Raw genomic sequence first — 23164 nt, 5'->3', positions numbered from 1 at the left:
CCGACCGCGCTACGAGGCGAGCCGCGCGCGTGCCGCGCGACCGAAGCCGGCCGGCACCGCGCCACGGTCCGGCTGGTTGATCTCCGCCCACACCGCGTCGAGGGACAGGCCCAGCACGTCGGCGATCGCCGCGATGGTCGGGAAGGCCGGGGTGGCCACCCGGCCGGACTCGATCTTCCGCAGGGTCTCCGGCGAGACGCCGGCGTCCAGCGCGGTGTCGAGCATCGAGCGGTCCCCCCGGGCGCGGCGCAGCAGGGCGCCGAGGCGCTGCCCGCGCTCGACGTCCTCGGGGGTGAGCGGCAACCTGACCATGACCCGATTCTAATACCGGGATAGTATGGCCGGGATAGTTATTGGGTCGCGCGAGGAAGGCGCCACATGATCGAGATCCTGGACCCCACCGACCTGCCCCGCGCCCGGGACACCGGCGCCCTGGTCGCCGACATCCTGCAGACCCTGAAGAGCCGCAGCACGGTCGGCACGAACCTGCTGGACATCGACCGGTGGGCCAAGGCCATGATCCTCGAGGCCGGCGCGGAGTCCTGCTACGTCGACTACGAGCCGTCCTTCGGGCGCGGGCCGTTCGGCCACTACATCTGCACGTCGGTCAACGACGCCGTGCTGCACGGGCGGCCGTACGACTACGCGCTCGCCGACGGTGATCTGCTCTCCCTCGACCTCGCCGTCTGCCTGGCCGGGGTCGTCGCCGACTCGGCGATCAGCTTCGTCGTCGGCGACTCGGCGCAGCCGGAGAGCCTCGCGCTGATCGACGCCACCGAACGCGCGCTGCAGGCCGGGATCGCCGCCGCCGGACCGGGCGTCCGGGTCGGCGACATCTCGCACGCCATCGGCTCGGTGCTCAGCGCGGCCGGATATTCGATCAACACCCAGTTCGGCGGCCACGGGGTCGGGTCGACGATGCACCAGGACCCGCACGTGGCCAACGCCGGACGGCCCGGCCGCGGATACCGCCTGCGCCCCGGCCTGCTGCTGGCACTGGAGCCGTGGATCATGGCCGACACCGCCGAGCTGGTCACCGACGCCGACGGGTGGACGCTGCGCAGCGCCACCGGCTGCCGGACCGCGCACAGCGAGCACACCATCGCCATCACCGACGACGGGGCCGAGATCCTCACCCTGCCGGCCCCGGCGCGCCAGTGAAAGCCCGGCCGGGCGCGCTCGCGAGACCGCGACCGGGCGCGCCCGTGAGACCGCGACCGGGCGCGCTCGCCGCAGCCCGGCGCGTCGCCGCGACCCGCGCCTGAGGCAGCGGAGCCCGGCCCGCCGGCCCGAGCCACGGCGCCGGGCCCACCGGCCCGGGCGCGGCGCCGGGCCCACCGGCCCGGGCGCGGCGCCGGGGAGCCGGCACCGGGGACGGGCGGTCAGCGGGGACGACGACGGCGCTCCAGTCCGGGCAGGACGATGTGCGGGTCGAGGTCGTCGCCGGAGGAGACCTGGGCGGCCAGCCGGGCGGTGATCCGGCGCAGGGCCGGGCGGCGGCGGCCGCTGGCGTCCGGGACCTCCGGCAGGCTCAGCCGGTGCGCCTCGTCGGCCATCGAGCGCGCGATGTCGTCGAGGGCGATGTAGAGCGCACGGTTGGCGGCGGACCCCAGGTACTCGAACGGCTCGGACCCGGCCATCGGGACGAACCGGCAGCCCAGCATGGTCAGGTTCCGGTAGGCGCCCTGGTCCAGCATGCAGACGACGTGGCGGACGCCGGCCCGGCGACCCGCGTTGATGAACGTACGGTAGAGCATCCCGCTGACGGTCAGGCTGGACCGGTGCGCGCGGTACTCGGGCAGCACCGCCAGCGTCGCGTAGTCCCAGATCCGCCCCTCGTGCATCCCGTGCACCCGCACGATCTCGGACAGCTCGCGCCCGATCAGCTCCGGCGCGTCGTCCAGCGTCTTGCCGCCGCCGTCGATCGCCCGGCCGGCGCCGGCGGGCAGGCCGGTCTCGCGGTCCAGCACCAGGAAGAAGATGCTCTGCTGCTCGTACGGGCCGTACTCGGCGTTCATCACCGTCTCGTCCAGCCCGAAGGACGCCTCGAACACCACGCGCTCGACGGTGCGCGCCACGTCGGCCATCGGGTCGTCCGGGCCGACGGCCATCGCGACGAACCGGTTCGCCGACGGGTGCTCGCCCAGCGCGGTCGCGCAGCGTACGCGCAGGGTGTCGTCGTCGAGAGCGTAGGTCATGGGGGCACTCCTTCGCCTGGTGCCGGCCTGGCCGGGGTCGCCGTTGGTGACGGGCCACACCACGCAGTGGCGGAAATGGCTACGCCGTCATCACGCGCGGTGACCCACTCCAGCGAAGCTGGATGGTACTGATCAGGCTTAACGCGCGAATCGGACCTTCAGAGCATGGGTCAGAAACTACGCTGCGTCAAGACGAGCTAAGTCACACAGCGTTACACCGCGTCCCGCGGTAGGGCGCGGCCAGCGGCATCGCCCGGCAGCACGGGCCGCGCCGGTCGAACCGCGGCGGGCCGACCGCACGCGTGACGGGCGACGTCACGCAGAGTCAGCCACCGGGTGCGCGGGCCCGCCCGGCGCGACCACCCGGTCGCGGCGGGCCCCGGGCGGTGGGCGATCATCGACGCATGATGGTGCTGGTTCCCGGGGACGTGGTACGGCCACGCCGGCCCGACGAGCACTTCGCCGGCGAGGTGCAGGCGGCCCGCGCGGCCGGCATCGACGTCGCGGTGATCGACCACGACGCGCTGGTCCGCGGCGGGCCGGGCGATGCGGCGGTGGCCCGGGTGCCGGCCGGCGACGACGCGGTCTACCGCGGCTGGATGGTGCGCGCCGAGCGGTACGAGGCGCTGGCACAGGCGCTCGCCCGCCGCGGGGTGACCCTGCGCACCGACGCCGCCCGATACCGGCGGGCGCACGAGCTGCCCGGCTGGTACGCGGCGGCCGAGGCCCACACCCCGGCGTCGGTGTGGACCACCGGCGACGGCCGTGACGACTTCCTCGCGGCGTGCGCCCGGCTCGGCGACGGCGCCGCGGTGCTGCGCGACTACACCAAGTCGATGAAGCACCACTGGCACGAGGCGGCGTACCTGCCCGACGTCGCGGACCACGAGCACGCCTGGCGGGTGGCGAGCCGGTTCCGCCAGTTGCGTGACGACGAGTTCACCGGCGGGTTCGTGCTGCGCCGGTTCGAGCGGTTCACCGGCGCCGAGGCGCGGACGTGGTGGGTCGGCGGCGTCTGCCGGCTGGTGACCGCGCACCCGGACACCCCGGCGCAGCTGCCGCCCGCCGACCTCGACCCCGGTTTCCTGGCGCCGGTGCTGCACGCGCTGGACCTGCCGTTCGCCACCGCCGACCTGGCCCGCCGCGACGACGGCCGCTGGCGCCTGGTCGAGATCGGCGACGGCCAGGTCAGCGACCGTCCGCGGAGCACCGGGCCGGAGCAGTTGATCACGGCGTTGGGCACCGGCCCCGGCGAGGAGTCCGCGGTCTAGCGCAGCGCCCGGGCGGTCACTCCCCGATCGCGAGCACGTCCCGTCGGCCGGTACGGCCCGCCCGGGCCGGTCCGGATGGCGGGTCACCGCATCACGGCGGCCGGACCGGCGCCGGGAAATGTGATCGCGCCGGGACGGGGCCTGTGTTTGGGTGGCGACATGGGGCAACCGACGCTGCGCACCGAGCGGCTCCTGCTGGTGCCGCTGGCCGACCGGCACTTCGAACTCGAGGTCGAGCTGGATGCCGACGCCGAGGTGCTCAAGTACATCTGGGGCCGGGCCCGGACCCGCGACGAGGTGGTGTCCTCGCACGCCGAGCGGATGGCGCTGGCCGCCAAGGTGGACGGGCTGGGGTACTGGATGGCGTTCGGCTCGCACGGCGGCCGGCCCGGGTCGTCGGGGCCGGACACCGAGGCCGAGGGCGAGTTCGTCGGGCTGATGATGCTGCCGCCGGCGCACGGCGAGCACCTGCCCGACGATCCCACGGTCGCCGAGCTGGGCTACCGGCTGCACCGCCGCTACTGGCGGCAGGGACTGGCCGCGGAGGCGTCGCGGATGCTGCTGCGGCACGCGTTCGACACGGTCGGGCAGAGCCGGGTGATCGCGCAGGCCATGGCGGTGAACATCGCGTCGCGCGGCGTGATGGAACGGATCGGGATGCGGTACGTACGAACCTTCCACCAGTTCTGGGACTATCCGCTGCCGGGGTCGCAGGCCGGCGAGGTGGAGTACGAGATGACCCGCGCGATGTGGGAGGCCCGGCGCGGCACGTGGTGACGGTTTCGTGGAGATCTCGTGATGGCCGGGACGTGACGCCGCCGGCGGTGGTGTGATCGGAAGCCATGATGAGGTCCGTCAAGGCCGCCGCCTACGCGCTCTACGCCCGCCGCCTGCGCGCCCGTCTGGCCGGCGCCACCCTGCCCCGGCACGTCGCGATGGTGATGGACGGCAACCGCCGCTGGGCGCGGCAGATGGGGTTCGACGATCCGCGGATCGGTCACCGCTACGGCGCCGAGCACCTGGAGGAGGTGCTCGGCTGGTGCCTGGAGGCCGGGATCCGGCACGTGACGGTGTTCGTGGCGTCGGTGGACAACCTGGCCAAGCGGGACGCCGACGAGGTGGACAACCTGCTGCGGATGATCGAGCAGGTGGTGGCGGCACGCCTGAGCCGCCCGCCGTGCCGCTGGCAGGTGCACCTGGCCGGGCGCCCGGACGTCCTGCCGGACTCGACCCGGCACGCCCTGAAGCTGGCCGAGGAGGCCACCCGGGACAACGGCGCGCAGTTCCACGTCACCATCGCGATCGGCTACGACGGCCGGGACGAGATCGTCGAGGCGGTGCGCTCGCTGCTGGAGAGCGAGGCGCGGGCCGGGCACAGCCTGGACGACGTCGCGCAGCGGCTGACCGCCGACCGGATCGCCGAGCACCTCTACACCCACGGGCAGCCGGACCCGGACCTGGTGATCCGGACCAGCGGCGAGCAGCGCATGTCGGGCTTCCTGCTGTGGCAGGCGGCGTACTCGGAGCTGCACTTCTGCGACGTGTACTGGCCCGGCTTCCGCAAGGTGGACTTCCTGCGGGCGCTGCGGTCGTACGCCGCCCGGCACCGCCGCTTCGGCGCGTAGCCGCGGCGCGGCGCGCTCCGGCGCCGCGGCGGTGACCGGGGTCAGGTCATCGCCGAGGTGGCCAGGTCCTGGACGACGCCGAGGACGGCCGCCGCGACCGCCGGCGCCCCGCCGACCGGGTGGCGGGCGCGCCGGCCACTCTCGGCCATCTCGCGGACCACCCGCTGCAGCAGCGGGTCCACCTCGGCGCGTTCGCCGCGCATCAGCGCGCGGTGCAGGCCGAGGGCGGCCACCAGCGCGCACAGGCAGTCGGCGCCGGGTGAGGGCGCGTCACGCCCGGCGATGCGGTAGCCGGCCTTGGCGCGGATCCGCACCACGATGCCCTCGTCGGCGATCTCGTAGCCGCGGCCGCGCCGCCAGCGCCGCGGCGGCCCCTGCACGAGCACGCCTTTGTGGATCAGGGCGGCGGCGGTGCGTTCGTACACGCCGGGGGCGACGGTGCGGATCAGCTCCGGCAGCGGTGGGGCCGGCACCACCTGCAGGATCAGGGCCAGGGCGTCGTCGGTGACCGGGTCGCCGGTCAGGTCGCGCTGGAACCGGTCCGGATGCACGGCCCCGGACGCGACCGCCACCCGCCCGGCGATGAGCAGATCCATCACGGTCGCGCCGGCCAGGCCGGCGGCCAGGGCCGGCAGGTGCAGGCGGGGCCGCATGTGCCGGGTCTCGTCGTGGGCGAGGAGGAAGAACTGCTCCCGTACGAGGGTGGGGTCGTATCCGGGGCGTCGCATGACCGCCTCAGCCGGCCCGCAGCCGGTCGTGGACGCCACCGTAGGCGGCCGTGCCGGGCAGGTAGCGCTTGTCGATGCCGGCGCTCATCACGTACTGCGGGTCGACGACGTTGCCGGCGCGGGCGTGCGTCGTCTGCGAGACCAGCTGGTAGGCGTCCAGCAGGTCCAGCCCGGTCAGCTCGGCGACGTGCCGGACCAGGTCCTCCTGGCTGATCCGGAACGCGTCCTCCAGCGGCCGCGCGGCGCCCAGCGAGATCAGCTGCGTGTCGGTCTCCAGCCGCGGGGTGCCGGTCGGCACGCCGGGGACGACGTCGACGACGACGGTGACGTCCATGGCGACCTCGACGGCCACCCCGCACACCTCCCCGTCGCCCTGGCGGGCGTGCCCGTCGCCGAGCGCGAGCAGCGCCCCGGGCACGTTGACGCCGAGGTAGAGGGTGGCGCCGGGGCCGAGCAGCGGCGTGTCGAGGTTGCCGCCGTGCACGTCCGGGACGATGCTCTGGCGGACCTCGCCGGCGGCCGGCGCGACGCCGACCGTGCCGAGCATCGGCGCGAGCGGCAGGTCGACGGCGAAGTCGCTGCGCCGGGCCTGGTAACGCACGGTCCCGGCGGCCGGGTCGATGTCGTAGAGCCAGACCCGCTCCTCGAGCGGGGCCTGCAGGGTACGGGTGTGGCCGGTGGACGTGAGCGCCCCGAAGTGCGGGAAGGTGGACGAGATCCCGACCGGCGCGGCCGGGGTCAGCGACACGATGTGCACGGCCAGGGTGTCGCCGGGCCGCGCGCCGGACACGAAGAGCGGCCCGGTGACCGGATTGAGGTACGGGAACTCGCACACCCGGCTGGGCAGATCGTCGACGGTGCGGACCCGGCCGCCGAAGCAGTCCAGGGTGCGCAGCCGGATCGGGATGCCGGGTTTGACCTCGGCGACCGGCTCGCGGCCGCCGAACGTGTAGCCGTAGTTGCCCGGGTCGGCCAGGATCTCAGACATTCTCGGTCACCGCCTTGCGGCTCGTCGTGGTGTCGCCGGCCGGCGCCGGCGCCTCGGGCAGGGCCGGTCCGCGGCCGGTGGCGGTGAGCAGGATCAGCACCAGCACGCCGAGACCCAGCCAGATCAGGCCGACGCGCTGCGCCAGCAGGTTGGCGTGCCAGATCACCGCGAGCAGGATGGCGACGCCCAGGACCGGGACGACGACGTTGCGGCCGACGCCGCCGGTGCGGCCGGTGCGGGCCCAGTCCCAGATCACGCAGAGGTGCAGCACGATGAACGCGATCATGGCGCCGAAGTTGACCATGGCGCTCATCAGGGTGATGCCGTCCTCCCGGCTGGCCATCCACACGCCGACGCCGAGGGAGATCGCGGCGGTGGTGAGCACCGCGTTGGTCGGCACCGAGCGGGCCGGCGAGACCCGGGAGAGGAAGGCCGGCAGCTGCCGGTCGCGCGACATCGCCATCAGCAGGCGGCTGGTGGCGACCTGGGCGACCATGTTGTTGGCCACGCCCCAGGCCAGCGCGGTCGCCAGCGCGGTCAGCGTGGCCAGCCAGGGCCCGCCGGCGACCTCGGCGGCGTCGTAGAAGGCCGAGCCGGCCGGGTCGCCGTCGGCGATCAGCGCGTCCGGGTCGGGTACGAGCAACGCCGCGACCCAGGTCTGGGCGACGAAGAGGGCGGCCACCACGAGCAGCGACAGGTACATCGCCCGGCGCACCGTGCGGGCGCCGTCGGCGGCGTCCTCGGCGAGCAGGCCGAGCGCGTCGAAGCCGAGGTAGGACAGCATGCCGATGGAGACCCCGCCGAGCACCAGCGACCAGGTGAAGCTGGTGCCGTTGTAGAACGGGTCCAGGTCGAATCCGTGGCCCTTGCCCTGCGCCAGCGCCGTCAGGCCGTACCCCAGGAAGATCAGCAGCACCACCAGCTCGGCGGCCAGGAAAATCCAGTTGAGCAGCTTGGTGGTCTTGATGCCGAACACGTTCATCCCGGTGTTGGCCACCACGAAGATGATCACCCAGGCCCAGACCGGCACGCTCGGCACGATCGAGGTCATGCTGGCGCCGGCGACCAGCGACAGCAGCAGCGGGATGCACACGTAGTCGAGCAGGACGGCCCAGCCGGTGAGGAAGCCGACGGCCGGCGAGACGGCGCGCCCGGCGTAGCCGTACACCGAGCCGGCGACCGGGTACTTGCCGACCATGACGCCGTAGGAGGACGCGGTGACGATCATCGCGGCGGCGCCGACGACGTAGGCCAGCGCGATCATGCCGCCGCTGGCCTGGAAGACGCTGCCGAAGATGCCGAACGGCGCGATCACCACCATGAAGACCAGGCCGTAGGCGGTCAGGTCCCGGATACGCAGTTCACGCCGCAGTTGCTGCTGGTATCCGAAACGGTTGAGGGACATGCGGCAGTTACACCTCTTCCAGGGATTCGGCAGCGCAGCGGCGCCGGCTGCGGGCACGACAAATGACCGCCCGGGGCGGCCCGGAGCGGGGCGTAGCGACGGCCAGGAATCGACGTCAAGGCATTCGTGGAAGCGACGTCAGTAAATACCGTGATTGCTGGCCACGCAAGGTCAGCCGGCGGTCACCGGCTGATTTCACGAATGTGAAACAGCCGGCCGCGCACAGCGCCGTCATTCGCGGGCGAGCCCCCACCGGCCGGATTTCCCGCCGACCGATACCCGCCGAACGGCGCGACGACGGGTCAGAGACTGCGCCGGCGCCACGGCCAGCGGGCCGGCCGGCGGTACAGCTCCCCCAGCCGGTCGTCGACCACGGTGCGCACCCCGGCCAGCGCGATCGTCAGCATCTCCCGCAGGCCCGCGCAGGTTCGGCAGTCCTGGACGGAACACTCCTGGCGGTGCTCCAGCGCGGTCATCACCAGCCGCTGGGCGAGCATGCCGGAGACGTGGGCGCGCTGCGCCCAGGCCGGGCGGTCGGCGATGCCGGAACGCCACCGCTGCACGTCCTGTTCGGTGACGCCATAACTCTCGGCGGCCTTGCTGACCTGCGCCAACGAGTTCTGGACGTCCGCTTCTGCCATCCGCGCATCATATCCGCGCCCCGGGAAATGGCGTTCCGGCGCGGCGGGTCGCAGCCCGGCGCAATGCGCGGAACGGGCCGGGCGGGGAATGCCCGCCGCGCGCGGAATACGAGCGCGGCGCCCGGGTGCCGCGGCGGCGGAAAAGCGCATTCCACCGCGGTATCGGCAGGCACTCGGTCACGGCGGCGCCGCAGCCGCCGCGCCGGGACATGCACCGCCCGGGGCGTGGGTCAGGGCGCGCCGCGCAGCGAGGCGGTCAGGTGCGCGACGATCGCCTCCCGCCCGGCGCGCGCCTCCGGCACCGGCAGCAGCGGGTAGACGTGCAGGGCCCCGGGCTGCTCGTGGTAGGTCAGCGGCACCGTGGCCGGCAGCGCGTCGCGCAGGGCACGGCAGTCGGCGAGGGTGATGTCCCGGGTGCCGACCAGGATCTGCAGCGGCGGCAGGCCGGACAGCTCGCCGTAGATCGGGCTCAGGCGCGGATCCTTCAGATCCAGCCCGCCGGCCCAGGCGTCGGCGATCGGGCGCAGGCCCGGCCGGGCCAGCCAGGGATCGTACGGCTCCAGGGCCGCGATCGCCGGATTGCACATCGACAGGTCCAGCCACGGCGCGAGCATCGTCACCCCGGCGACCTGTCCGGGGCACGCCTGCGCGGCCAGCAGCGCCAGCCCGCCGCCGGCCGAGTCGCCGGCCAGGTAGCAGGGCCGCCCGAGACCCGCGACGACCCGGGTGACGAACTCCCGGGCGGCCAGGCCCTGATGCGCCGGCGCCAGTCCATAGATCGGCACGTGGACGTCGCACCCGGTCCGGTCGGCCAGGTAGCCGACGAGCGACCAGTGCTGCCGGACGATCTCGCTGGTGTAGGCGCCGCCGTGCAGGTAGACCAGGACCGGGCGGTCGTCGCCGGCCCGGTGGCTGATCCGGTACACCGGGAAGCCCTGGGTGGCCGAGACCGTGACGTCGAAGCGGCCGGTCAGCGCCCGCGGCGGCGCGGACGGCCCCTTGGGCCGGTCGAGGGCGCGCCGGCCGGCGGCCTCCGCGGTGAACCGGCGCCGGTAGACCAGCCGGGTGAAAGCGGCCACGCCGTGCATCTGCCAACTGGACACGGCACCCACCGTGCCACCCCGCCCGGAAATGATCAAGAGTCGAGGCTCAAGCAGGAGCGACGCCGGACGATGGACAGTCCATGCGGCGATCGACGGTCTGGGGCTGGTGGGTGGCGGTGGGCGTGACCGCCACCGCCGGCCAGCTGACGCTGCCCAACGGGAGCCTCGCCGCCAACCTGTACTACAACGCGATCGGCCTGCTGTCCGCGGTGGCGATCCTCGTCGGGATCCGGCTGCACCGCCCGCGCCGTCCGGCCGCGTGGTACCTCTTCAGCGCGGGTCAGGCGGCCTCGGCGATCGGCGACCTGCTCTGGGAGTACCTGAGCTACGTGGCCCACCAGGATCCGGACGCCTCCGTCGCCGACGTGTTCTACCTGGGCAGCTATCCGCTGCTGGCGACCGGTCTGTGGCTGCTGGTGCGCAGCCGCAAGGAGGGTCTCGCGGACGCCGCCATGGCCGGCATCGGCCTGGGCCTGGTGTTCTGGATCTTCGTGCTGCACCCGGTCGCCGCGGAGTCCGGCAGTCCCCCGCTGCTGCGGATCGTCGCGACCGCCTATCCGGCCGCCGACGCGCTGCTGCTGGCCCTGCTCGCCCGCCTGTTCACCACCCGGGGCCCGACCGTCAGCACCCGGCTGCTCGGCGCCGCCGCCCTGCTGCTGCTGGTCGCGGACGTCGGTTACTCCGTGGTGAGCCTGCACAGCGACACCGACGGCCACCAGTTCAACTTCGGGTGGCTGCTCTCCTACGTGCTGTGGGCCGCCGCGGCGCTGCATCCGTCCATGGCGCGGCCGGCGCAGCCGGCGGCACCCCGCGCGGCCCGGGTCGGCCGGGCGCAGCTGGCCCTGCTCGCCGGCTGCGCGCTGCTGTCGCCGGCGATGCTGTTCCTGCCCGGCGCCGGCGACAGTGCCGTCGACCGGTTCGCCATCGGCGCCAGCTCGGCCGCGCTGTTCCTGCTGGTCGCCGCGCGGATGGTCGGGCTGATGCGGCAGGTGCAGGGGCAGGCCGCGGCGCTGCAGGAGATCGCCGCGCACGACGACCTGACCGGGCTGCCCAACCGCCGGCACTTCGAGCAGGCACTGGCCGAGGCGGCCGGCGCCGGTCCGCTGCGGGTCGCCTTCCTGGGGCTCGGCGGTTTCAAGAGCATCAACGATGAGCTGGGCCGGCCGGTCGGCGACCGGGTGCTGATCGTGCTGGCCCGCCGGATCGGTCAGGCGGCCTCGGACGGGGTCCTGGTGGCCCGGCTCGGCGGCGACGAGTTCGGGCTGCTGCTGCCCGCGGCCGTGACCGACGAGCAGATCGCCCGGCGGGTCGCCGCGGCGCTCAGCGCGCCGGTCGAGGCCGGCGGGCACGAGCTGCTGGCCCGGGCCAGTCTGGGACTGGCGCAGGCCGCCGGACCGGTGGAGGCGCTGCGCCGGGCCGAGGCCGCGATGCACGCGGCCAAGGAGACCGGGGAACCGTACCGGCACTGGTCGCCGGCGCTGGACGAGCGGGCCGGCGAGCACGCCCGGCTGGGCGCCGAATTGCAGGCGGCGCTGCAGGCCGGCCATTTCGTGGTGGTCTACCAGCCGATCGTGGCGCTGCCCGGCGGCCGGGTCGCCGCGGTCGAGGCGCTGGTCCGCTGGCGGCACCCGCAGCGCGGCCTGATCAGCCCGGCGCAGTTCATCCCGGTGGCCGAGCAGAGCGGCCTGATCGTCGAGCTGGGCGCATGGATCCTGCGGACCGCCTGCGAGCAGATGGCCGGCTGGCGCGCCGAGCTCGGCCCGGCCGCGCCGGACCGGGTCAGCGTCAACGTGTCGGCACGCCAGCTCGCCCGGCCGCAGTTCCCCGGCGCCGTCGCCGACATCCTGCGCGACACCGGCCTGCCGCCGCGGTGCCTGACCGTGGAGGTCACCGAGACCGCGGTCTTCGGCGGCGGCCAGGCCGTGCAGGCGCTGCACCAGCTGCGCGCGCTCGGGGTCCGGATCGCGCTGGACGACTTCGGCACCGGGCACTCCTCGCTCGGGCTGCTGCAGACCGTGCCGGTGGACGTGCTCAAGGTCGACAAGTCGTTCGTCGACCGGGTCACCGAGGCCGGCCGGCACGCCGTGATCGCCCGGGCGCTCATCCAGGTCAGCGACGGGCTGGGGCTGACCGCCGTCGCCGAGGGCGTGGAGACCGCCGAGCAGGCCGAGGCGCTGTACGACCTCGGCTACCGCCTGCTGCAGGGCTACCTCTACGGCCGCCCCAGCGCCGCCCCGGACTTCGGCGCCGCCCGGCCGCCGGGCAGCGACGCCGACCCGTCGTACGCCGGTCACCGCACGTTCTGATCACCGGTCCGGGGCGGGGGCTCCCCGGTTCAGCCACCCCGCGAACGTCGTGCAGCTGCTTCAGGCACACGACCCCGCACCGCGTCGCCACCCAGGAGAGCCTGCGATTGCTGGGGGGACCCGGTCGCCATTCCGGTCCGCGACAGGACCACGATGATGGGCTTCATCGGCTCCGCCAGGCCCGGCGGGCGGAGAGCGTGGACACGTGCCGAAGCGTGGAGACGCTCGATCGGGCGCCGACGGCGGCCCGCATCGCCGAGGTGGCAAGGCCGGGCAGGAAACAGGAAACAGATCGAGTCTCAGCGATCCGGACACCACGACCGGACGCGGGAATGATGTATGCCGCATCCATGCGTCGGGCGGCGTCGGCGTGCGGACCGACGACTCTCCCGCGTCCGGCCGCACGGCGGCGCCGCACCGCAGCACACGGGTCGGGCGCGGCCGGCGCCGGCCGATGATCGAAGCCGCGGGTGAGCGGTCAGGCGGACACCGCTATCCGCGCGTCGCCGGCAGCCGTGGCGCCGCCACGGGGTTCCGGCGTACCGACCAGCCCGGCCGCCTCCAGCGCGAGGAACGCGTCGACCGCGTGCGGGTGGAACACCAGCCCCCGGCAGCGCCGCAGCTCGGCGCGGGCCTGCTCCGCCGACAGGCCCGGATGCCCGGCGGCGCGCATGACCGCCCACGCGGTGCAAACGCCGGCCACCAGGCTGGTCGGCACGCCCGGGTCGTCCGCGCGGCGGCGTACGGCCTCGGCCACCGCCGCGGTCCACTGCCGGATCTGCTCCTCGACGTCGGCCGACCCGCCGGCGGCCGGCTTCGCCGTGTCCGGGGCGATCGCGGCGTGCTCCGGATCGCTCATGACGACTCGGTTGCGGCCGCCGCGCTTCGCCGCGTACAGCGCGGCGTCCGCCGCGTTGAGAAGGTCGTCGGTGGAGGCGCCACCGGGCAGTTCGGCCGCGCCGATCGAGATGGTCACCGCGACCGCCGCGCGGCCGTCGACGAGCACCGGCGTCCCGGCGACCCGTTCCCGCAGGCGCTCCGCCAGCGTGGCCAGGCCGTCGGGATCCGGTGTCACCAGCACCGCGAACTCCTCGCCGCCGAATCGGGCGACGATGTCGGTGCTGCGGCAGGCGTCCTGCAGCCGGCGCGCCACCTCCACGAGGACCTGGTCGCCCGCCGGGTGGCCGTACGTGTCGTTGATGCGTTTGAAGTGGTCCACGTCCAGCAGCAGCATGGCGAGCGAGGTGCCGTGCCGGGCGGCCCGCTCGCCGTGGACGTCCAGCGCCTCGGAGAGGAAGCGGCGGGTGTAGACGCCGGTGAGTCCGTCGGTCGTGGCGATCCGGCGCTGCGCCGAGATGAGGCCGGCCATGCGAGTGAGGACCAGCAGGAACAGCACCGCCGAGGCGGCCACCACGACCAGGTCCGAGCTCGAGACGTGGCGCAGCGCCTGCACCAGCAGGACCGCGGGAGCGATCAGGGTGGCGATCGCCAGCAGCACCACGCGGTACATCGTCGCGCCCGACCGGCCCTCCACCGGATCGGCGACCTGCCGCATCGACGGGTGCAGGGCAGCCGAGCCGAGCGCCAGGTAGCTGGCCAGATACACCGCATCCGACCAGCCACCGGTCACGTACACCCCGTGCAACGACAACAGGCCGTACGCGGTGTCGGCGGCCAGGGTCAGGCCGAGGTACGCCAGCAACAGAAGGTATGACCTCTGACGGGCGCCACTGCCGAGCAGCAGCCGGATCGCCACCGTGAGCACGCACAGGTCCATGACCGGATAGATGGTGGCCCACACGCGGTCCAGCGCGGAGAAGCCGGGCGCGGCGACGGCGGGGTGGATGAGGAACACCCACCAGATGACCGCCGCGGCCACCGCGAGTATCGCGGTGTCGATCAGCGCGCTGGTATTGCGCCGAGGCAAGCGCCGCGCGCCCAGCAGCACCAGCCCCGCGGCGGCGAACACGTACTGCGCGAGGTAAAGGACGTTGGCGAACAGGGGGTAACCGGTGTCGCCCCCGGCGGTGGCAGCGAAGTAGGCGACGTCGCCGGCGAGGTACATCGTCTGGCCACCGGCGAAGAGCCACCAGACGGCTCCGGCCGCCGGCCGATGCAGCCGGATGCCCACCACCAACGCGACCGCCGTGCCTGCGGTCACCAGGCAGTAGAGCACCGACTGCGCGACGGCGTTCGACGCCGGGACGATGAAGTGGCAGACAGCGGGCACTGCCGCCATCCCGCACCACAGCATCCAGGCCGGCGAGCGGGGCACACGCGCGCTCGCTCGCGCCGTGGAGGGCTCGGGTCGCCTGCTCGAACGTGTCACCACGCCATCTCAGCACCGGCACCGTTGGCGGTCGGTTTCCCCGGGGTTGCCGTAGGGGTGCAGGACTGCTCGCGACAGCGCTCAGCGTTGCGGCGGTCGGCCGCGCCCTCAGCGGCGCCAGGCCTCCCGGATGTTGACCAGCAGCACCAGCACGGCCGCGGTGAAGAACGCGAAGTTCACCACGTAGCGGCCGTCGAACCAGAGCACCACCAGCGACGCGGCCACCGCCCCGGCCAGCAGCAGGCGCAGCAGCACGGCCAGCAGTTTCCCGCGGACCAGGCCCTCCACGATCAGCAGCACCAGCAGCAGGACCAGCGCGGTCTGCTTGCCGGCGATGGGCAGCGGGGACACCACCGCGCCGACCGCCCACAGGATCAGCGGGGTGCTCAGCACCGCCCACCAGGAACGGGCCCGGCCGAGGAAACCGGTCGCCGGCTCCATCGGCAGCCGCCGGTGCAGCAGGTGCGCGTGCGGGTCGTGGGCGACCGGCCAGACCGTGGCCATCCGCCGCTGCTCGTCGGCCAGGCGGGTGCGTTCCATCCGCAGGTCGAGCAGCCGCTGCTCACCGCCGGCGAGGGCGCGGACCTCCGGCGCGGCGGCGGGCAGGCCGGCCGCCGCCACCGCCAGGTCGTGGCGCAGGGCGTCGATCTCGCGGTCCAACCCGGCCAGCCGCTCCTCGTTGCGGCGGGTACGGATCTCGGCGAGCCGCCGCTCGGCCACCTGGTTGGGGACCACCTTCGCCAGCCCGGCCCACCCGACCGGGTCCGCCCAGGACTGCCGCACCACGCCGTCGCGGGAGTACCGGGGACCGGCCGGACCGCGCTCGCCGCCGAGCCGGTCGCGGGTGTCGCGGCCCCACAGCCCGCGGAAGTCGCGCACCCACGGCGTGTCGTCGCCGATCAGCACCGGATGCCAGCCCTGGGGCTGCCCGGGTCCGATGGCCCGGCCGTCGCCGCGGGCGTAGTCGACGTACGGGATGCCGAGCATCCGCCGGTCCTCGGCCGACCAGGGCGCCAGCAGCCGGGCCGACCAGCGCAGCGCGGTGACCAGGCCGCGCAGCTTCGGCGGCCGTACCGTGATCAGGTAGTCGCCGGGCAGGTAGGCGCCGGAGTGCGAGCCGGCCCCGACGAAGACCACCGGATGCCGGTGCCCGGCGACGGTCAGGTCCGGGTCGTCCCAGCGCCGCCGCAGGTCGTCGCCGACCTCCTCGTGCGCGGAGAACACCACCCACCGCGGCGGCGGCAGCCCGTCCTGGTCGCATACCCCGGTCCCGTCGAGGTAGACGGTGACCTGCTCCCAGTCGGCCTCGTGCTCGTTGACCCCGCCGAACGCCGACCGCCAGTTGTTGAAGCTGTAGAAGAACCAGTACTGGCAGACGATCCACGGGTCGTCGCGCAGCACCCGCCCGTAGTAGGTGGGCCGGTGCGGTTCCAGGTGGTCGCGCTGCAGCAGGAACGATTGCGCGGCGCTGCCGCCGGGCACGCTGCCACGGAACAGCAGCGAGAAGCGGTTCATCGCGTCGACCAGCCGGGCGGTGAGGCCGACCTGCGCCAGGCGGCTGGCCCGGGCCAGGTGCGGGGGCCGCTCCCGCAGCGGGACGTGCGCGAGGTGCTTCTCGGTGCCGCCGATCCCGGACAGCGAGTAGCGCAGGCCCTGCTCGGCGCCCCCGGCCGCGGCCAGGGTGTCCAGGCTGAGCGTGCCGGCCGCGGCCACCCGGACCGGGCCGGCGCCGGGTTCGGCACGCCACAGACTGGCCCGGCTGACGTAGCGGTCCACCGAGACCGGGTGGAACCACTCGCCCGCGGTGAACCTGAGCACCGGCTCGTAGGCGCGCAGCAGGAGCAGGTCGTCCTCGGTCGTCAAGCCCGTCCGCCCCTTCCGCTCACCCGCCGTGCCGCGTGCCGAGGTTATCCTCCCCGGTCCGGGGTGCCGACGCTCGGTCGCGGCACCTCACCCGCGGGGCAGCCTGGCGTCCGGCACGGCCGGCCGCCCGCGCGGGCACCTGATCGACGACGCGATCGTGCTGCCCCGGGAGGGCGGCCCGGTGACCCCGCCCTGTCCGGTCCGGCCGGGACAGCGGTCGGCCGGGTGCGGGGACAGCGGTTCGAGCCGGTGGACCGGGTGGCGGGGCACCGCGCGTACCGCGACGGCGGCGGCCGCCGCGCGGTCCCCGGTCAGGGCCGCTCCAGCAGGTAGCCGAGGCCGACGACGGTGAGCACCCGCTCGACGATCCCCACGGCCCGGATCAGCCGGAACGAGTACCCGGCCCGTTCGGCGGCCAGGTAGCTCTGGATCAGGGCGCTGATCGCCTCCGAGTCGATGAACCGGACCCGGCTCAGGTCCACCACGATGCGGCCGCCGCCCCCGGCCTGGACGATGCCGAGCAGTGCCGCGCGCAGCTCGTCGCGGCTGCCGAGGTCGAGCGAGCCGGCCAGGGTGACGCTGAACGTCGTCACCCCGTCGCCGGCCACGCTCAGGCTCGTAGCGATCTTGAAATGGTCGTCCATCACGATATCCGCCTATCAGCCGCAATTCCGGCCGGTGCGCGCGGGGCGAGCCGCCCACCTGCGGTGGCCGCGGGGGACGGCTCGGGCGGGCCGGGTGCCGACCGCACGGGATTCAGCCGTTCGGGTCGCCCCGGCGGGGCGGGAGCCCGCGGGTCCGGGAGCGCGCGGGTCCGGGAGCGCGCGGGTCCGGGAGCGCGCGGGTCCGGGAGCGCGCGGGTCCGGGAGCGCGCGGGTCCGGGAGCGCGCGAGGCCGCAGCAGGCAGTCCGGGAGCGCGCGGACCGGGAGCGCGCGGACCGGGAACGCGCGGACCGGGAACGCGCGGACCGGGAACGCGCGGACCGGGAACGGGCGGACCCCGAGCGCGCGGGCTTGCGGTCGGTGCGGTCCGAGGCCGGCGACGCCACCGGTCAGCGCGACCGGAACGGGCCGCGCAGCGCCGCCCACTGCAGCAGCATGATGGTCTTCGCGTCGGCGATCTCCCCGGTCTCGATGCCCTTGAGCGCCTGCGTGAACGGCATCTCCACGGCCGCGATGTCCTCGCCGTCGTCGGCCAGACCGCCGCCCGGACCGACCCGCGACTGCGCGCTGTACGGCGCCGCGAAGCAGTGCACCCGCTCGGTGACCGACCCGGGGCTGGTCCACACCGCGAAGACCGGCTCCAGCTCGCCGATCACCACACCCAGTTCCTCGCTCGCCTCACGCCGGATCGCGGCGGCCGGGTCCTCGCCGTCGAGCAGGCCGGCGGCGGTCTCCAGGAACATGCCGTCGGGGTGCCCGTTGACGTAGACCGGGTAGCGGAACTGACGGGTGAGCAGCACGGTCTCCTGCTCGGGGTGGTAGAGCAGCACGGTGGCGCCGTCGCCGCGGTCATAGGTCTCCCGCCGCTCACGGCTCCAGCTGCCGTCGCGGCGGCGGTAGTCGTACGTCGTGCGGCGCAGCACGTGCCAGGCCGTGGCGAGCAGCTCCACATCGCGCACGATCACGTCCGGGTTGCCGGTGAGGTCGCGCCCCGCCCGGTCCAGGCCGGTGCGGCCACGAGCGTCCGGGATGTCGATGCCGGGTTGTGCGGTCATGCCGGTAACCTACCCGGGACAACGCGCAACAGTCGACAACATCGGGGAGAAACACGGATGCTGGCCGCGGAGCGACGTGCGGTCCTGCTGTCCCACCTGCAGACCACGGGCAAGGTGGTGGCCAAGGACGTCGCGGCGCGACTGGGCGTCACCGAGGACATGATCCGCCGGGACCTGCGCGAGCTCGCCGCGGCCGGCCTGTGCCGGCGGGTCTACGGCGGGGCGCTGCCGGTCTCCGCGGCGACCGCCGACCACGCCACCCGCGCCACCGTCGCGGCCGACAGCAAGGCGCGGGTCGCCGCCGCGGCCGCCACGCTGATCCGGCCCGGCAGCACCGTGCTGCTCGACGGCGGCACCACCGCGCTGGCGGTCACCGCCGCCCTGCCGCCGGAGCTGTCCGCGACCATCGTCACGCACAGTCCGACGGTCGCCGCCGCGCTGGTGGCGCACCCGGCGGTCGACGTCTACGTGCTCGGCGGCCGCCTCTTCAAGCACTCCGTGGTGACCTGCGGGGCGGCCACCGCGGAGGCGGCCCGCGGCATCTCGGCGGACCTGTTCCTGCTCGGCGTGACCGGCGTCCACCCGGAGGCCGGGCTCACCACCGGTGACGTCGAGGAGGCCGCGATGAAACGCGTCCTGGCCACCCGCGCCGCCGACACCTACGTGCTGGCCAGCAGCGAGAAGATCGGCGCCGCCGCACCGTTCACGGTGCTCGCTCCGGGCGAGGTGAGCGGCATCGTGACCGATGCCGCGCCGGACCACCCGACGGTACGGTCGCTGCGCGACGCCGGCGTCACGATCGTACCGGCGTGAGCGCCGGCCGCGGGGCCGCCAGCCGTGCGCCGGCGCGGCACGTCACCGGATCGCCGGCCGCGGGGCCCGGGCCACGATGGACGCGATCGTGCGGTCGAGGCGCGCCGTGGCGGGGCGCCGGGTCCGGATCGGACCGCCGGGCGGCACGGGCACGGACTCCGGCGCGTGACCGCGGGCGGGACGGCTCGGGTCGTACCGAAAAGGAACCCGCCCGGACCACCGCGAAGCCTCGCGGCGGCCCGCGGCCGTCACCCCGCGTAGGGGCCGCGGCGTTTCCGATCGCGGCGAGTGGGCACAGAGACAGCCACCGGTAACCCGACACGGCAGGAGGACCCCCCGACATGGCCAGCAACGAGCACGACGTGAACCGCAGCGCGCGCACCGGACGTTTCGTCAAGGAGAGCACCGCCAGGAAGGAGCCGCGGACCACGACCACCGAGCACGTGGGCGGCGACCACGGCGACCGCGAGGTGCACCGCAGCACCAGCACCGGCCGGTTCGTCAAGAAGACGACCGCCGAGCTGCACCCCTCGACGACCGAGACGCAGCGGGTCTGACGCCCGGCCGCCGACCACGGTCCACGGACAGCAGCGCACCGCCGGCGGCCACGCCGAGCAGCTGGCAGCCGGCGACGGCGGTCAGCACGACCGCGGGCGGGTACGCCGCGAGCAGCCCTCCGGCCGCGGCCGTGGTCACCGGCGGCCGCGCCGACCAGCGGCGCGGCCAGCACGTGCGGCACCATCAGCGCGGCCACCAGCAGCCCGCCCAGCCCGGCATCGCCGGGCCGTTCCAGGGCCAGCAGCACGATCGCCACCCGGGCGCCCTCGTCGGCCAACCGAGCGCCGACCGCGGCCACCAGGTATCGAACCATGCCGAAGATCCTGCCCGGGATCGCCGGTCGCGCCCACCGCTGCGCCGGCGCGCCCGCCCGCAGCCGGCGCGGGGCACGCCGGGCGGCAGAAAGGCCGCCGGTGGTCACGGCGGCCTTCTCTTCGGTACGCGGCGGTCACAGGATCGGCTTGCCTCCGGTGACCGGGATGACCGCCCCGGAGATGTAACTGGCCTCGTCGGAGGCGAGCAGGACGTACGCCGGAGCGACCTCCCGGGGCTCCCCGGCGCGGCCGAGCGGCGTGTTCTTGCCGAACTCCGCGACCTGCTCGGGCGGCATGGTCGACGGGATCAGCGGCGTCCAGATCGGCCCGGGAGCGACCGCGTTGACGCGGATCCCCCGGTCGCCGAGCAGCTGCGCCAGCCCCGCGGTGAAGTTGGCGATCGCGCCCTTCGTGGTCGCGTACGGCAGCAGTGTCGGCTTCGGCTGGTCATAGTTGACCGAGCTGGTGTTGATGATGGACGCGCCCTCCTTCAGGTGCGGCAGGGCGGCCTTGACCAGCCGGAACATCGCGGTGATGTTCACGTCGAGGGTGTGCTGCCATTCCTGGTCGGAGACCTCCTCGACGGTTTCGTGGGTCATCTGGTAGGCCGCGTTGTTCACCAGCACGTCGATGCCGCCGAGCTCGCGGACCGCCTGCTCGACGATCGTGCGGCTCCGGTCCGGGTCGGTCAGGTCGCCCGGCGCCAGCGCGACCTTGCGCCCGGCCGCCTCCACCAGCGCCGCGGTCTCCCGCGCGTCGTCCTGTTCCTGCGGCAGGTAGTTGATCAGCACGTCGGCGCCCTCGCGGGCGAAGGCGAGCGCCACGGCCCGGCCGATGCCGCTGTCGCCGCCGGTGATCACCGCCTTCTTGCCGGTGAGCCGTCCGGACCCGCGGTAGCTGTCCTCGCCGTGGTCGGGTTTGCGGTCCATCTGGGTGGTGTGACCGGGCGGCCGCTGCTGCCGCTCCTGCGCCTGCCGGTCTTCCTTGGTCGTGGTCATGAGCGCGGCTTTCCCCGGCAGGGCCACCCCAAACCCGCCGCCCGCGCGGGCGGCGGCGATGATCTGCTCATGATCGACCATCGGGCCGTGGGCGCGACTCTGGCCACCCTGGCGGCGGTGGCCGCGGCGGGCTGCGCCGCCGCCGGCACGGCGGGGGCTGCGGCCGTGCCGGCCGGCTGCGACCCGTCCGGCGCGACCGTCCACTGGTCGACACCGGTGCGGCAGCCCCGCCTGACCCGGGTCGACCTGTTCGCCTCGGACGCCGGCGGCACCGGCACGGTGGTGCTGGACGAGCCGATCACCGCCTCCGTGGCCGGCGTGACCGCACCGGACGGCTGGGTCGCCGCGCTGGCCGCGTCGCTGAGCACCGCGACCGGCAGCACGGTGCGGACCGGGCCGGTGCGGCTGCCGGACGGCGGCTACAGCATGCTCGGCGGCGCCCAGGACGATCCCAGCATTCCGGAGAGCCTGCTCTACCAGGGCGTGGAGACCATCACGGCGGACTTCACGGTGGACTGCGCGCCGCCGGTCACCGGCACCTTCACGTCCTGGACGACCACCGGCCTCGGCACGGTGGCCTGCGCGCAGGCCGACGAGCCCGCCGAGCCGCTGGGCCGGCTCGCCCGCCGGCACTGCCCGCGCACACCGGCGCCGCACCCACCGGCGCTCGACCTCGCGCCGTCGCCGACCGTACCGCCGCCCGGCGCCCTCACCGCGACGTAGCGCCGGTGGCGGCGCTTCCGCACGCCGGCCGCCCAGCCATCGGTGTGCGCCGGCCCGGCCGGACGCCGTCGAGGCCGTCGGCCCACCCGCCGACCTCTACCGGCGGCTCACCCGCCGGCCGGTCATCCCGTGAGGCGGATCCGCCGGCTCCACTGCGGACCGTGCGGGTTCCGGGCGGGGGCGGACGCCCGGGCCCTCGGTGATGCGGTGTGACACCCACGGCGAGCGGCTGGTGGTTAGCCTGACCCGGTGACCGACGCCGACTTCACCGCCACGTTGCCGCGCAAGCGGATGGGATCCGCGGTCCTGCTGTCCGACGATCGAGGCCGGGTGCTGCTGGTCGAGCCGACGTACAAGGACCACTGGGAGATCCCGGGCGGCGCGGTGGAGGCCGACGAGTCGCCGTACGCGGCGGCGGTGCGCGAGCTCGACGAGGAGCTGGGCCTGCCGGTGCGGCCGGGCCGGCTGCTGGTGACCGACTGGGTGCCGCCGCGCCCCGGCCGGACCGAGGGCCTGATGCTGGTGTTCGACGGCGGGATCCTCACGCCACGGCAGACGGCGCGGATCCGGTTGCCCGCCGAGGAGTTGCGCGGCTGGGCCTGGTGCACCGAGCCGGAGGCCGGCGAGCGGCTCTCCGGGTTGCTGGCCCGCAGGATCGCCGCGGCGGTCCGGGCCCGGGCCGAGCACAGGGCGGTCTACCTGGAGAACGGTTTCCTCGTGGCTTGAGCGGCCGTGACGCGCGCGGGCGCCGCGACCCGGGGCCGACCGCCGAGGGTGAGTCGCGTTGCACACCGGCGCCACCGGCGTCATCCGCTCGTACCAGGTCCTCGACGGCGGCACCGGCGCGGTCCTGGCCGGCAGCGGAGCCGGGGTCGTCCCCTTCCCCGCGACCGCGCTGACCGAGCTGACCTTCCGGATCACCGCCGCCTCCGGTACGCCGCGGGTGGCCGAATTCGAGACCTACGCCGCGTGACCCGCGGCCGGCGGCGTGGAGTGCCACGCCGCCGGCGCCCCGGTCACTGCCCGGTACGCCCGTCGATGCACTCGCGCAACAGGTCGGCGTGCCCGCAGTGCCGGGCGTACTCCTCGATCAGGTGGATCAGGATGTCCCGGACGCTGGACTCGCCGCCCTTGGGCAACGCCACCATCGCCCCCAGGTCGGTCAGCCCGTCCAGCACCCGGTCGGCGCCGGCCACCTGCGCCTCCCAGGTCACGAACGCCTCCCGCACCACCGCCGCGTCCGGCGTCGCGCCGTCGAAGTCCACGTCGCGCCGGTCGGCGGACCAGAACGGCGCCGGCATGTCGCTGCCGCGCAGGGTCGCCTGGAACCAGAGGTGTTCCACCTTCGCCATGTGCCGGACCAGGCCCAGCAGGCTCATCGTGGACGGTGGCACCGAGCGCGCCGCCAGCTGCTCCGGCGAGAGATCCTCGCACTTCATGGCGAGCGTGCGCCGGTAGTTGCTCAGGTACTCCCGGATCGTCTCCAGCTCGCCCACCGGCGTCCCGTTCGTCCGGGGGTCCTGCTCCGGACGCGCCCACATGCCGCCATGACCCACCACCCGCTGACTCGTCATGAGCCGATC

General features: G+C 74.5%; 23 protein-coding genes. 10 read left to right on the top strand and 13 right to left on the bottom strand.

Going from position 1 to position 23164, the window contains the following annotated elements:
* Positions 1 to 9: 9 nt before the first annotated feature.
* A complete protein-coding gene (locus ACTEI_RS17250) occupies positions 10 to 312 on the bottom strand; it encodes a helix-turn-helix domain-containing protein (RefSeq protein ID WP_122978596.1) in 303 nt (100 codons plus the stop codon).
* Between the two features lie 66 nt (positions 313 to 378).
* Between ACTEI_RS17250 and map the strand changes: the two genes are divergently transcribed.
* Positions 379 to 1161 (top strand): type I methionyl aminopeptidase, encoded by a 783-nt coding sequence (gene map / locus ACTEI_RS17245; RefSeq protein ID WP_122978595.1) that lies wholly within the window; start codon positions 379 to 381, stop codon positions 1159 to 1161.
* Between the two features lie 221 nt (positions 1162 to 1382).
* Here map and ACTEI_RS17240 read toward each other — a convergent pair whose 3' ends face one another.
* A complete protein-coding gene (locus tag ACTEI_RS17240) occupies positions 1383 to 2198 on the bottom strand; it encodes a hypothetical protein (RefSeq protein WP_122978594.1) in 816 nt (271 codons plus the stop codon).
* A 404-nt stretch (positions 2199 to 2602) separates the two neighbouring features.
* Here ACTEI_RS17240 and ACTEI_RS17235 point away from each other — a divergent pair, with 404 nt between their 5' ends.
* The 3 genes from ACTEI_RS17235 to uppS all read left to right on the top strand — a co-directional run bounded on the left by ACTEI_RS17235 (position 2603) and on the right by uppS (position 5094).
* A complete protein-coding gene (locus tag ACTEI_RS17235) occupies positions 2603 to 3469 on the top strand; it encodes an ATP-grasp domain-containing protein (RefSeq protein WP_122978593.1) in 867 nt (288 codons plus the stop codon).
* 159 nt (positions 3470 to 3628) lie between these two features.
* The gene (locus ACTEI_RS17230) at positions 3629 to 4246 is read left to right on the top strand and encodes a GNAT family N-acetyltransferase (protein ID WP_122978592.1); all 618 of its coding nucleotides are present in this window, start codon (positions 3629 to 3631) and stop codon (positions 4244 to 4246) included.
* A 68-nt stretch (positions 4247 to 4314) separates the two neighbouring features.
* A complete protein-coding gene (uppS, locus tag ACTEI_RS17225; protein WP_122982217.1) occupies positions 4315 to 5094 on the top strand; it encodes a polyprenyl diphosphate synthase in 780 nt (259 codons plus the stop codon).
* A gap of 41 nt (positions 5095 to 5135) precedes the next feature.
* On the opposite strand, the gene ACTEI_RS17220 is transcribed toward uppS, so the two are convergent.
* From ACTEI_RS17220 to ACTEI_RS17200, 5 genes are all read right to left on the bottom strand, one after another.
* Entirely contained in the window at positions 5136 to 5822 is a 687-nt protein-coding gene (locus tag ACTEI_RS17220) for a GOLPH3/VPS74 family protein (RefSeq protein ID WP_145831055.1), read from the bottom strand.
* A 7-nt stretch (positions 5823 to 5829) separates the two neighbouring features.
* Positions 5830 to 6810 (bottom strand): acetamidase/formamidase family protein, encoded by a 981-nt coding sequence (locus ACTEI_RS17215; RefSeq protein ID WP_122978590.1) that lies wholly within the window; start codon positions 6808 to 6810, stop codon positions 5830 to 5832.
* Positions 6803 to 8215: an APC family permease gene (locus ACTEI_RS17210; RefSeq protein ID WP_122978589.1), complete on the bottom strand. Its 1413-nt coding sequence runs from the start codon at positions 8213 to 8215 to the stop codon at positions 6803 to 6805. The genes ACTEI_RS17215 and ACTEI_RS17210 overlap by 8 nt, the downstream gene beginning before the upstream one ends.
* A 302-nt stretch (positions 8216 to 8517) precedes the next feature.
* Positions 8518 to 8856 (bottom strand): hypothetical protein, encoded by a 339-nt coding sequence (locus ACTEI_RS17205; RefSeq protein ID WP_122978588.1) that lies wholly within the window; start codon positions 8854 to 8856, stop codon positions 8518 to 8520.
* Between the two features lie 230 nt (positions 8857 to 9086).
* Positions 9087 to 9959: an alpha/beta hydrolase gene (locus ACTEI_RS17200; RefSeq protein ID WP_122978587.1), complete on the bottom strand. Its 873-nt coding sequence runs from the start codon at positions 9957 to 9959 to the stop codon at positions 9087 to 9089.
* Between the two features lie 80 nt (positions 9960 to 10039).
* Between ACTEI_RS17200 and ACTEI_RS17195 the strand changes: the two genes are divergently transcribed.
* Positions 10040 to 12265 (top strand): putative bifunctional diguanylate cyclase/phosphodiesterase, encoded by a 2226-nt coding sequence (locus ACTEI_RS17195; protein ID WP_122978586.1) that lies wholly within the window; start codon positions 10040 to 10042, stop codon positions 12263 to 12265.
* Between the two features lie 478 nt (positions 12266 to 12743).
* Here ACTEI_RS17195 and ACTEI_RS17190 read toward each other — a convergent pair whose 3' ends face one another.
* From ACTEI_RS17190 to ACTEI_RS17170, 4 genes are all read right to left on the bottom strand, one after another.
* Positions 12744 to 14504, bottom strand: a complete 1761-nt coding sequence (locus ACTEI_RS17190) for a GGDEF domain-containing protein (protein WP_203723660.1) — start codon at positions 14502 to 14504, stop codon at positions 12744 to 12746.
* 198 nt (positions 14505 to 14702) lie between these two features.
* On the bottom strand, positions 14703 to 16457 hold the full coding sequence (locus ACTEI_RS17185; protein WP_122978584.1) for a hypothetical protein: 1755 nt from the start codon (positions 16455 to 16457) through the stop codon (positions 14703 to 14705).
* A 311-nt stretch (positions 16458 to 16768) separates the two neighbouring features.
* A complete protein-coding gene (locus ACTEI_RS17180; protein ID WP_122978583.1) occupies positions 16769 to 17101 on the bottom strand; it encodes an STAS domain-containing protein in 333 nt (110 codons plus the stop codon).
* 408 nt (positions 17102 to 17509) lie between these two features.
* Positions 17510 to 18175, bottom strand: coding sequence for an NUDIX domain-containing protein (locus tag ACTEI_RS17170; protein WP_122978581.1), 666 nt, complete (start codon positions 18173 to 18175; stop codon positions 17510 to 17512).
* 57 nt (positions 18176 to 18232) lie between these two features.
* Here ACTEI_RS17170 and ACTEI_RS17165 point away from each other — a divergent pair, with 57 nt between their 5' ends.
* Together ACTEI_RS17165 and ACTEI_RS17160 are read left to right on the top strand one after the other, a co-directional pair.
* Positions 18233 to 18988, top strand: coding sequence for a DeoR/GlpR family DNA-binding transcription regulator (locus ACTEI_RS17165; RefSeq protein WP_122978580.1), 756 nt, complete (start codon positions 18233 to 18235; stop codon positions 18986 to 18988).
* Between the two features lie 341 nt (positions 18989 to 19329).
* Positions 19330 to 19545, top strand: a complete 216-nt coding sequence (locus ACTEI_RS17160) for a hypothetical protein (protein ID WP_122978579.1) — start codon at positions 19330 to 19332, stop codon at positions 19543 to 19545.
* A 449-nt stretch (positions 19546 to 19994) separates the two neighbouring features.
* On the opposite strand, the gene ACTEI_RS17155 is transcribed toward ACTEI_RS17160, so the two are convergent.
* A complete protein-coding gene (locus ACTEI_RS17155; protein WP_122982216.1) occupies positions 19995 to 20858 on the bottom strand; it encodes a glucose 1-dehydrogenase in 864 nt (287 codons plus the stop codon).
* Between the two features lie 69 nt (positions 20859 to 20927).
* Between ACTEI_RS17155 and ACTEI_RS17150 the strand changes: the two genes are divergently transcribed.
* From ACTEI_RS17150 to ACTEI_RS17140, 3 genes are all read left to right on the top strand, one after another.
* Positions 20928 to 21581, top strand: coding sequence for a hypothetical protein (locus ACTEI_RS17150; protein ID WP_145831056.1), 654 nt, complete (start codon positions 20928 to 20930; stop codon positions 21579 to 21581).
* A gap of 249 nt (positions 21582 to 21830) precedes the next feature.
* Positions 21831 to 22307: an NUDIX domain-containing protein gene (locus tag ACTEI_RS17145; protein ID WP_307837884.1), complete on the top strand. Its 477-nt coding sequence runs from the start codon at positions 21831 to 21833 to the stop codon at positions 22305 to 22307.
* Positions 22308 to 22365: 58 nt separating this feature from the next.
* Positions 22366 to 22554, top strand: coding sequence for a hypothetical protein (locus tag ACTEI_RS17140; RefSeq protein ID WP_187645949.1), 189 nt, complete (start codon positions 22366 to 22368; stop codon positions 22552 to 22554).
* A gap of 43 nt (positions 22555 to 22597) precedes the next feature.
* On the opposite strand, the gene ACTEI_RS17135 is transcribed toward ACTEI_RS17140, so the two are convergent.
* Positions 22598 to 23155, bottom strand: coding sequence for a DinB family protein (locus ACTEI_RS17135; protein ID WP_203723661.1), 558 nt, complete (start codon positions 23153 to 23155; stop codon positions 22598 to 22600).
* Positions 23156 to 23164 lie beyond the last annotated feature (9 nt).

It is taken from the genome of Actinoplanes teichomyceticus ATCC 31121, assembly GCF_003711105.1.
GTDB classification, from domain to species: domain Bacteria; phylum Actinomycetota; class Actinomycetes; order Mycobacteriales; family Micromonosporaceae; genus Actinoplanes; species Actinoplanes teichomyceticus.
This window is presented reverse-complemented; position numbering and strand designations above follow the sequence as displayed.

What these genes read in the sequence shown, in the direction of transcription:
- ACTEI_RS17250 (WP_122978596.1), bottom strand. Translation starts at nt 312, where the DNA reads ATGGTCAGGTTGCCGCTCACCCCCGAGGACGTCGAGCGCGGGCAGCGC.
- map (WP_122978595.1), top strand. Translation starts at nt 379, where the DNA reads ATGATCGAGATCCTGGACCCCACCGACCTGCCCCGCGCCCGGGACACC.
- ACTEI_RS17240 (WP_122978594.1), bottom strand. Translation starts at nt 2,198, where the DNA reads ATGACCTACGCTCTCGACGACGACACCCTGCGCGTACGCTGCGCGACC.
- ACTEI_RS17235 (WP_122978593.1), top strand. Translation starts at nt 2,603, where the DNA reads ATGATGGTGCTGGTTCCCGGGGACGTGGTACGGCCACGCCGGCCCGAC.
- ACTEI_RS17230 (WP_122978592.1), top strand. Translation starts at nt 3,629, where the DNA reads ATGGGGCAACCGACGCTGCGCACCGAGCGGCTCCTGCTGGTGCCGCTG.
- uppS (WP_122982217.1), top strand. Translation starts at nt 4,315, where the DNA reads ATGAGGTCCGTCAAGGCCGCCGCCTACGCGCTCTACGCCCGCCGCCTG.
- ACTEI_RS17220 (WP_145831055.1), bottom strand. Translation starts at nt 5,822, where the DNA reads ATGCGACGCCCCGGATACGACCCCACCCTCGTACGGGAGCAGTTCTTC.
- ACTEI_RS17215 (WP_122978590.1), bottom strand. Translation starts at nt 6,810, where the DNA reads ATGTCTGAGATCCTGGCCGACCCGGGCAACTACGGCTACACGTTCGGC.
- ACTEI_RS17210 (WP_122978589.1), bottom strand. Translation starts at nt 8,215, where the DNA reads ATGTCCCTCAACCGTTTCGGATACCAGCAGCAACTGCGGCGTGAACTG.
- ACTEI_RS17205 (WP_122978588.1), bottom strand. Translation starts at nt 8,856, where the DNA reads ATGGCAGAAGCGGACGTCCAGAACTCGTTGGCGCAGGTCAGCAAGGCC.
- ACTEI_RS17195 (WP_122978586.1), top strand. Translation starts at nt 10,040, where the DNA reads ATGCGGCGATCGACGGTCTGGGGCTGGTGGGTGGCGGTGGGCGTGACC.
- ACTEI_RS17190 (WP_203723660.1), bottom strand. Translation starts at nt 14,504, where the DNA reads ATGGCGGCAGTGCCCGCTGTCTGCCACTTCATCGTCCCGGCGTCGAAC.
- ACTEI_RS17180 (WP_122978583.1), bottom strand. Translation starts at nt 17,101, where the DNA reads ATGGACGACCATTTCAAGATCGCTACGAGCCTGAGCGTGGCCGGCGAC.
- ACTEI_RS17170 (WP_122978581.1), bottom strand. Translation starts at nt 18,175, where the DNA reads ATGACCGCACAACCCGGCATCGACATCCCGGACGCTCGTGGCCGCACC.
- ACTEI_RS17165 (WP_122978580.1), top strand. Translation starts at nt 18,233, where the DNA reads ATGCTGGCCGCGGAGCGACGTGCGGTCCTGCTGTCCCACCTGCAGACC.
- ACTEI_RS17160 (WP_122978579.1), top strand. Translation starts at nt 19,330, where the DNA reads ATGGCCAGCAACGAGCACGACGTGAACCGCAGCGCGCGCACCGGACGT.
- ACTEI_RS17155 (WP_122982216.1), bottom strand. Translation starts at nt 20,858, where the DNA reads ATGACCACGACCAAGGAAGACCGGCAGGCGCAGGAGCGGCAGCAGCGG.
- ACTEI_RS17150 (WP_145831056.1), top strand. Translation starts at nt 20,928, where the DNA reads ATGATCGACCATCGGGCCGTGGGCGCGACTCTGGCCACCCTGGCGGCG.
- ACTEI_RS17135 (WP_203723661.1), bottom strand. Translation starts at nt 23,155, where the DNA reads ATGACGAGTCAGCGGGTGGTGGGTCATGGCGGCATGTGGGCGCGTCCG.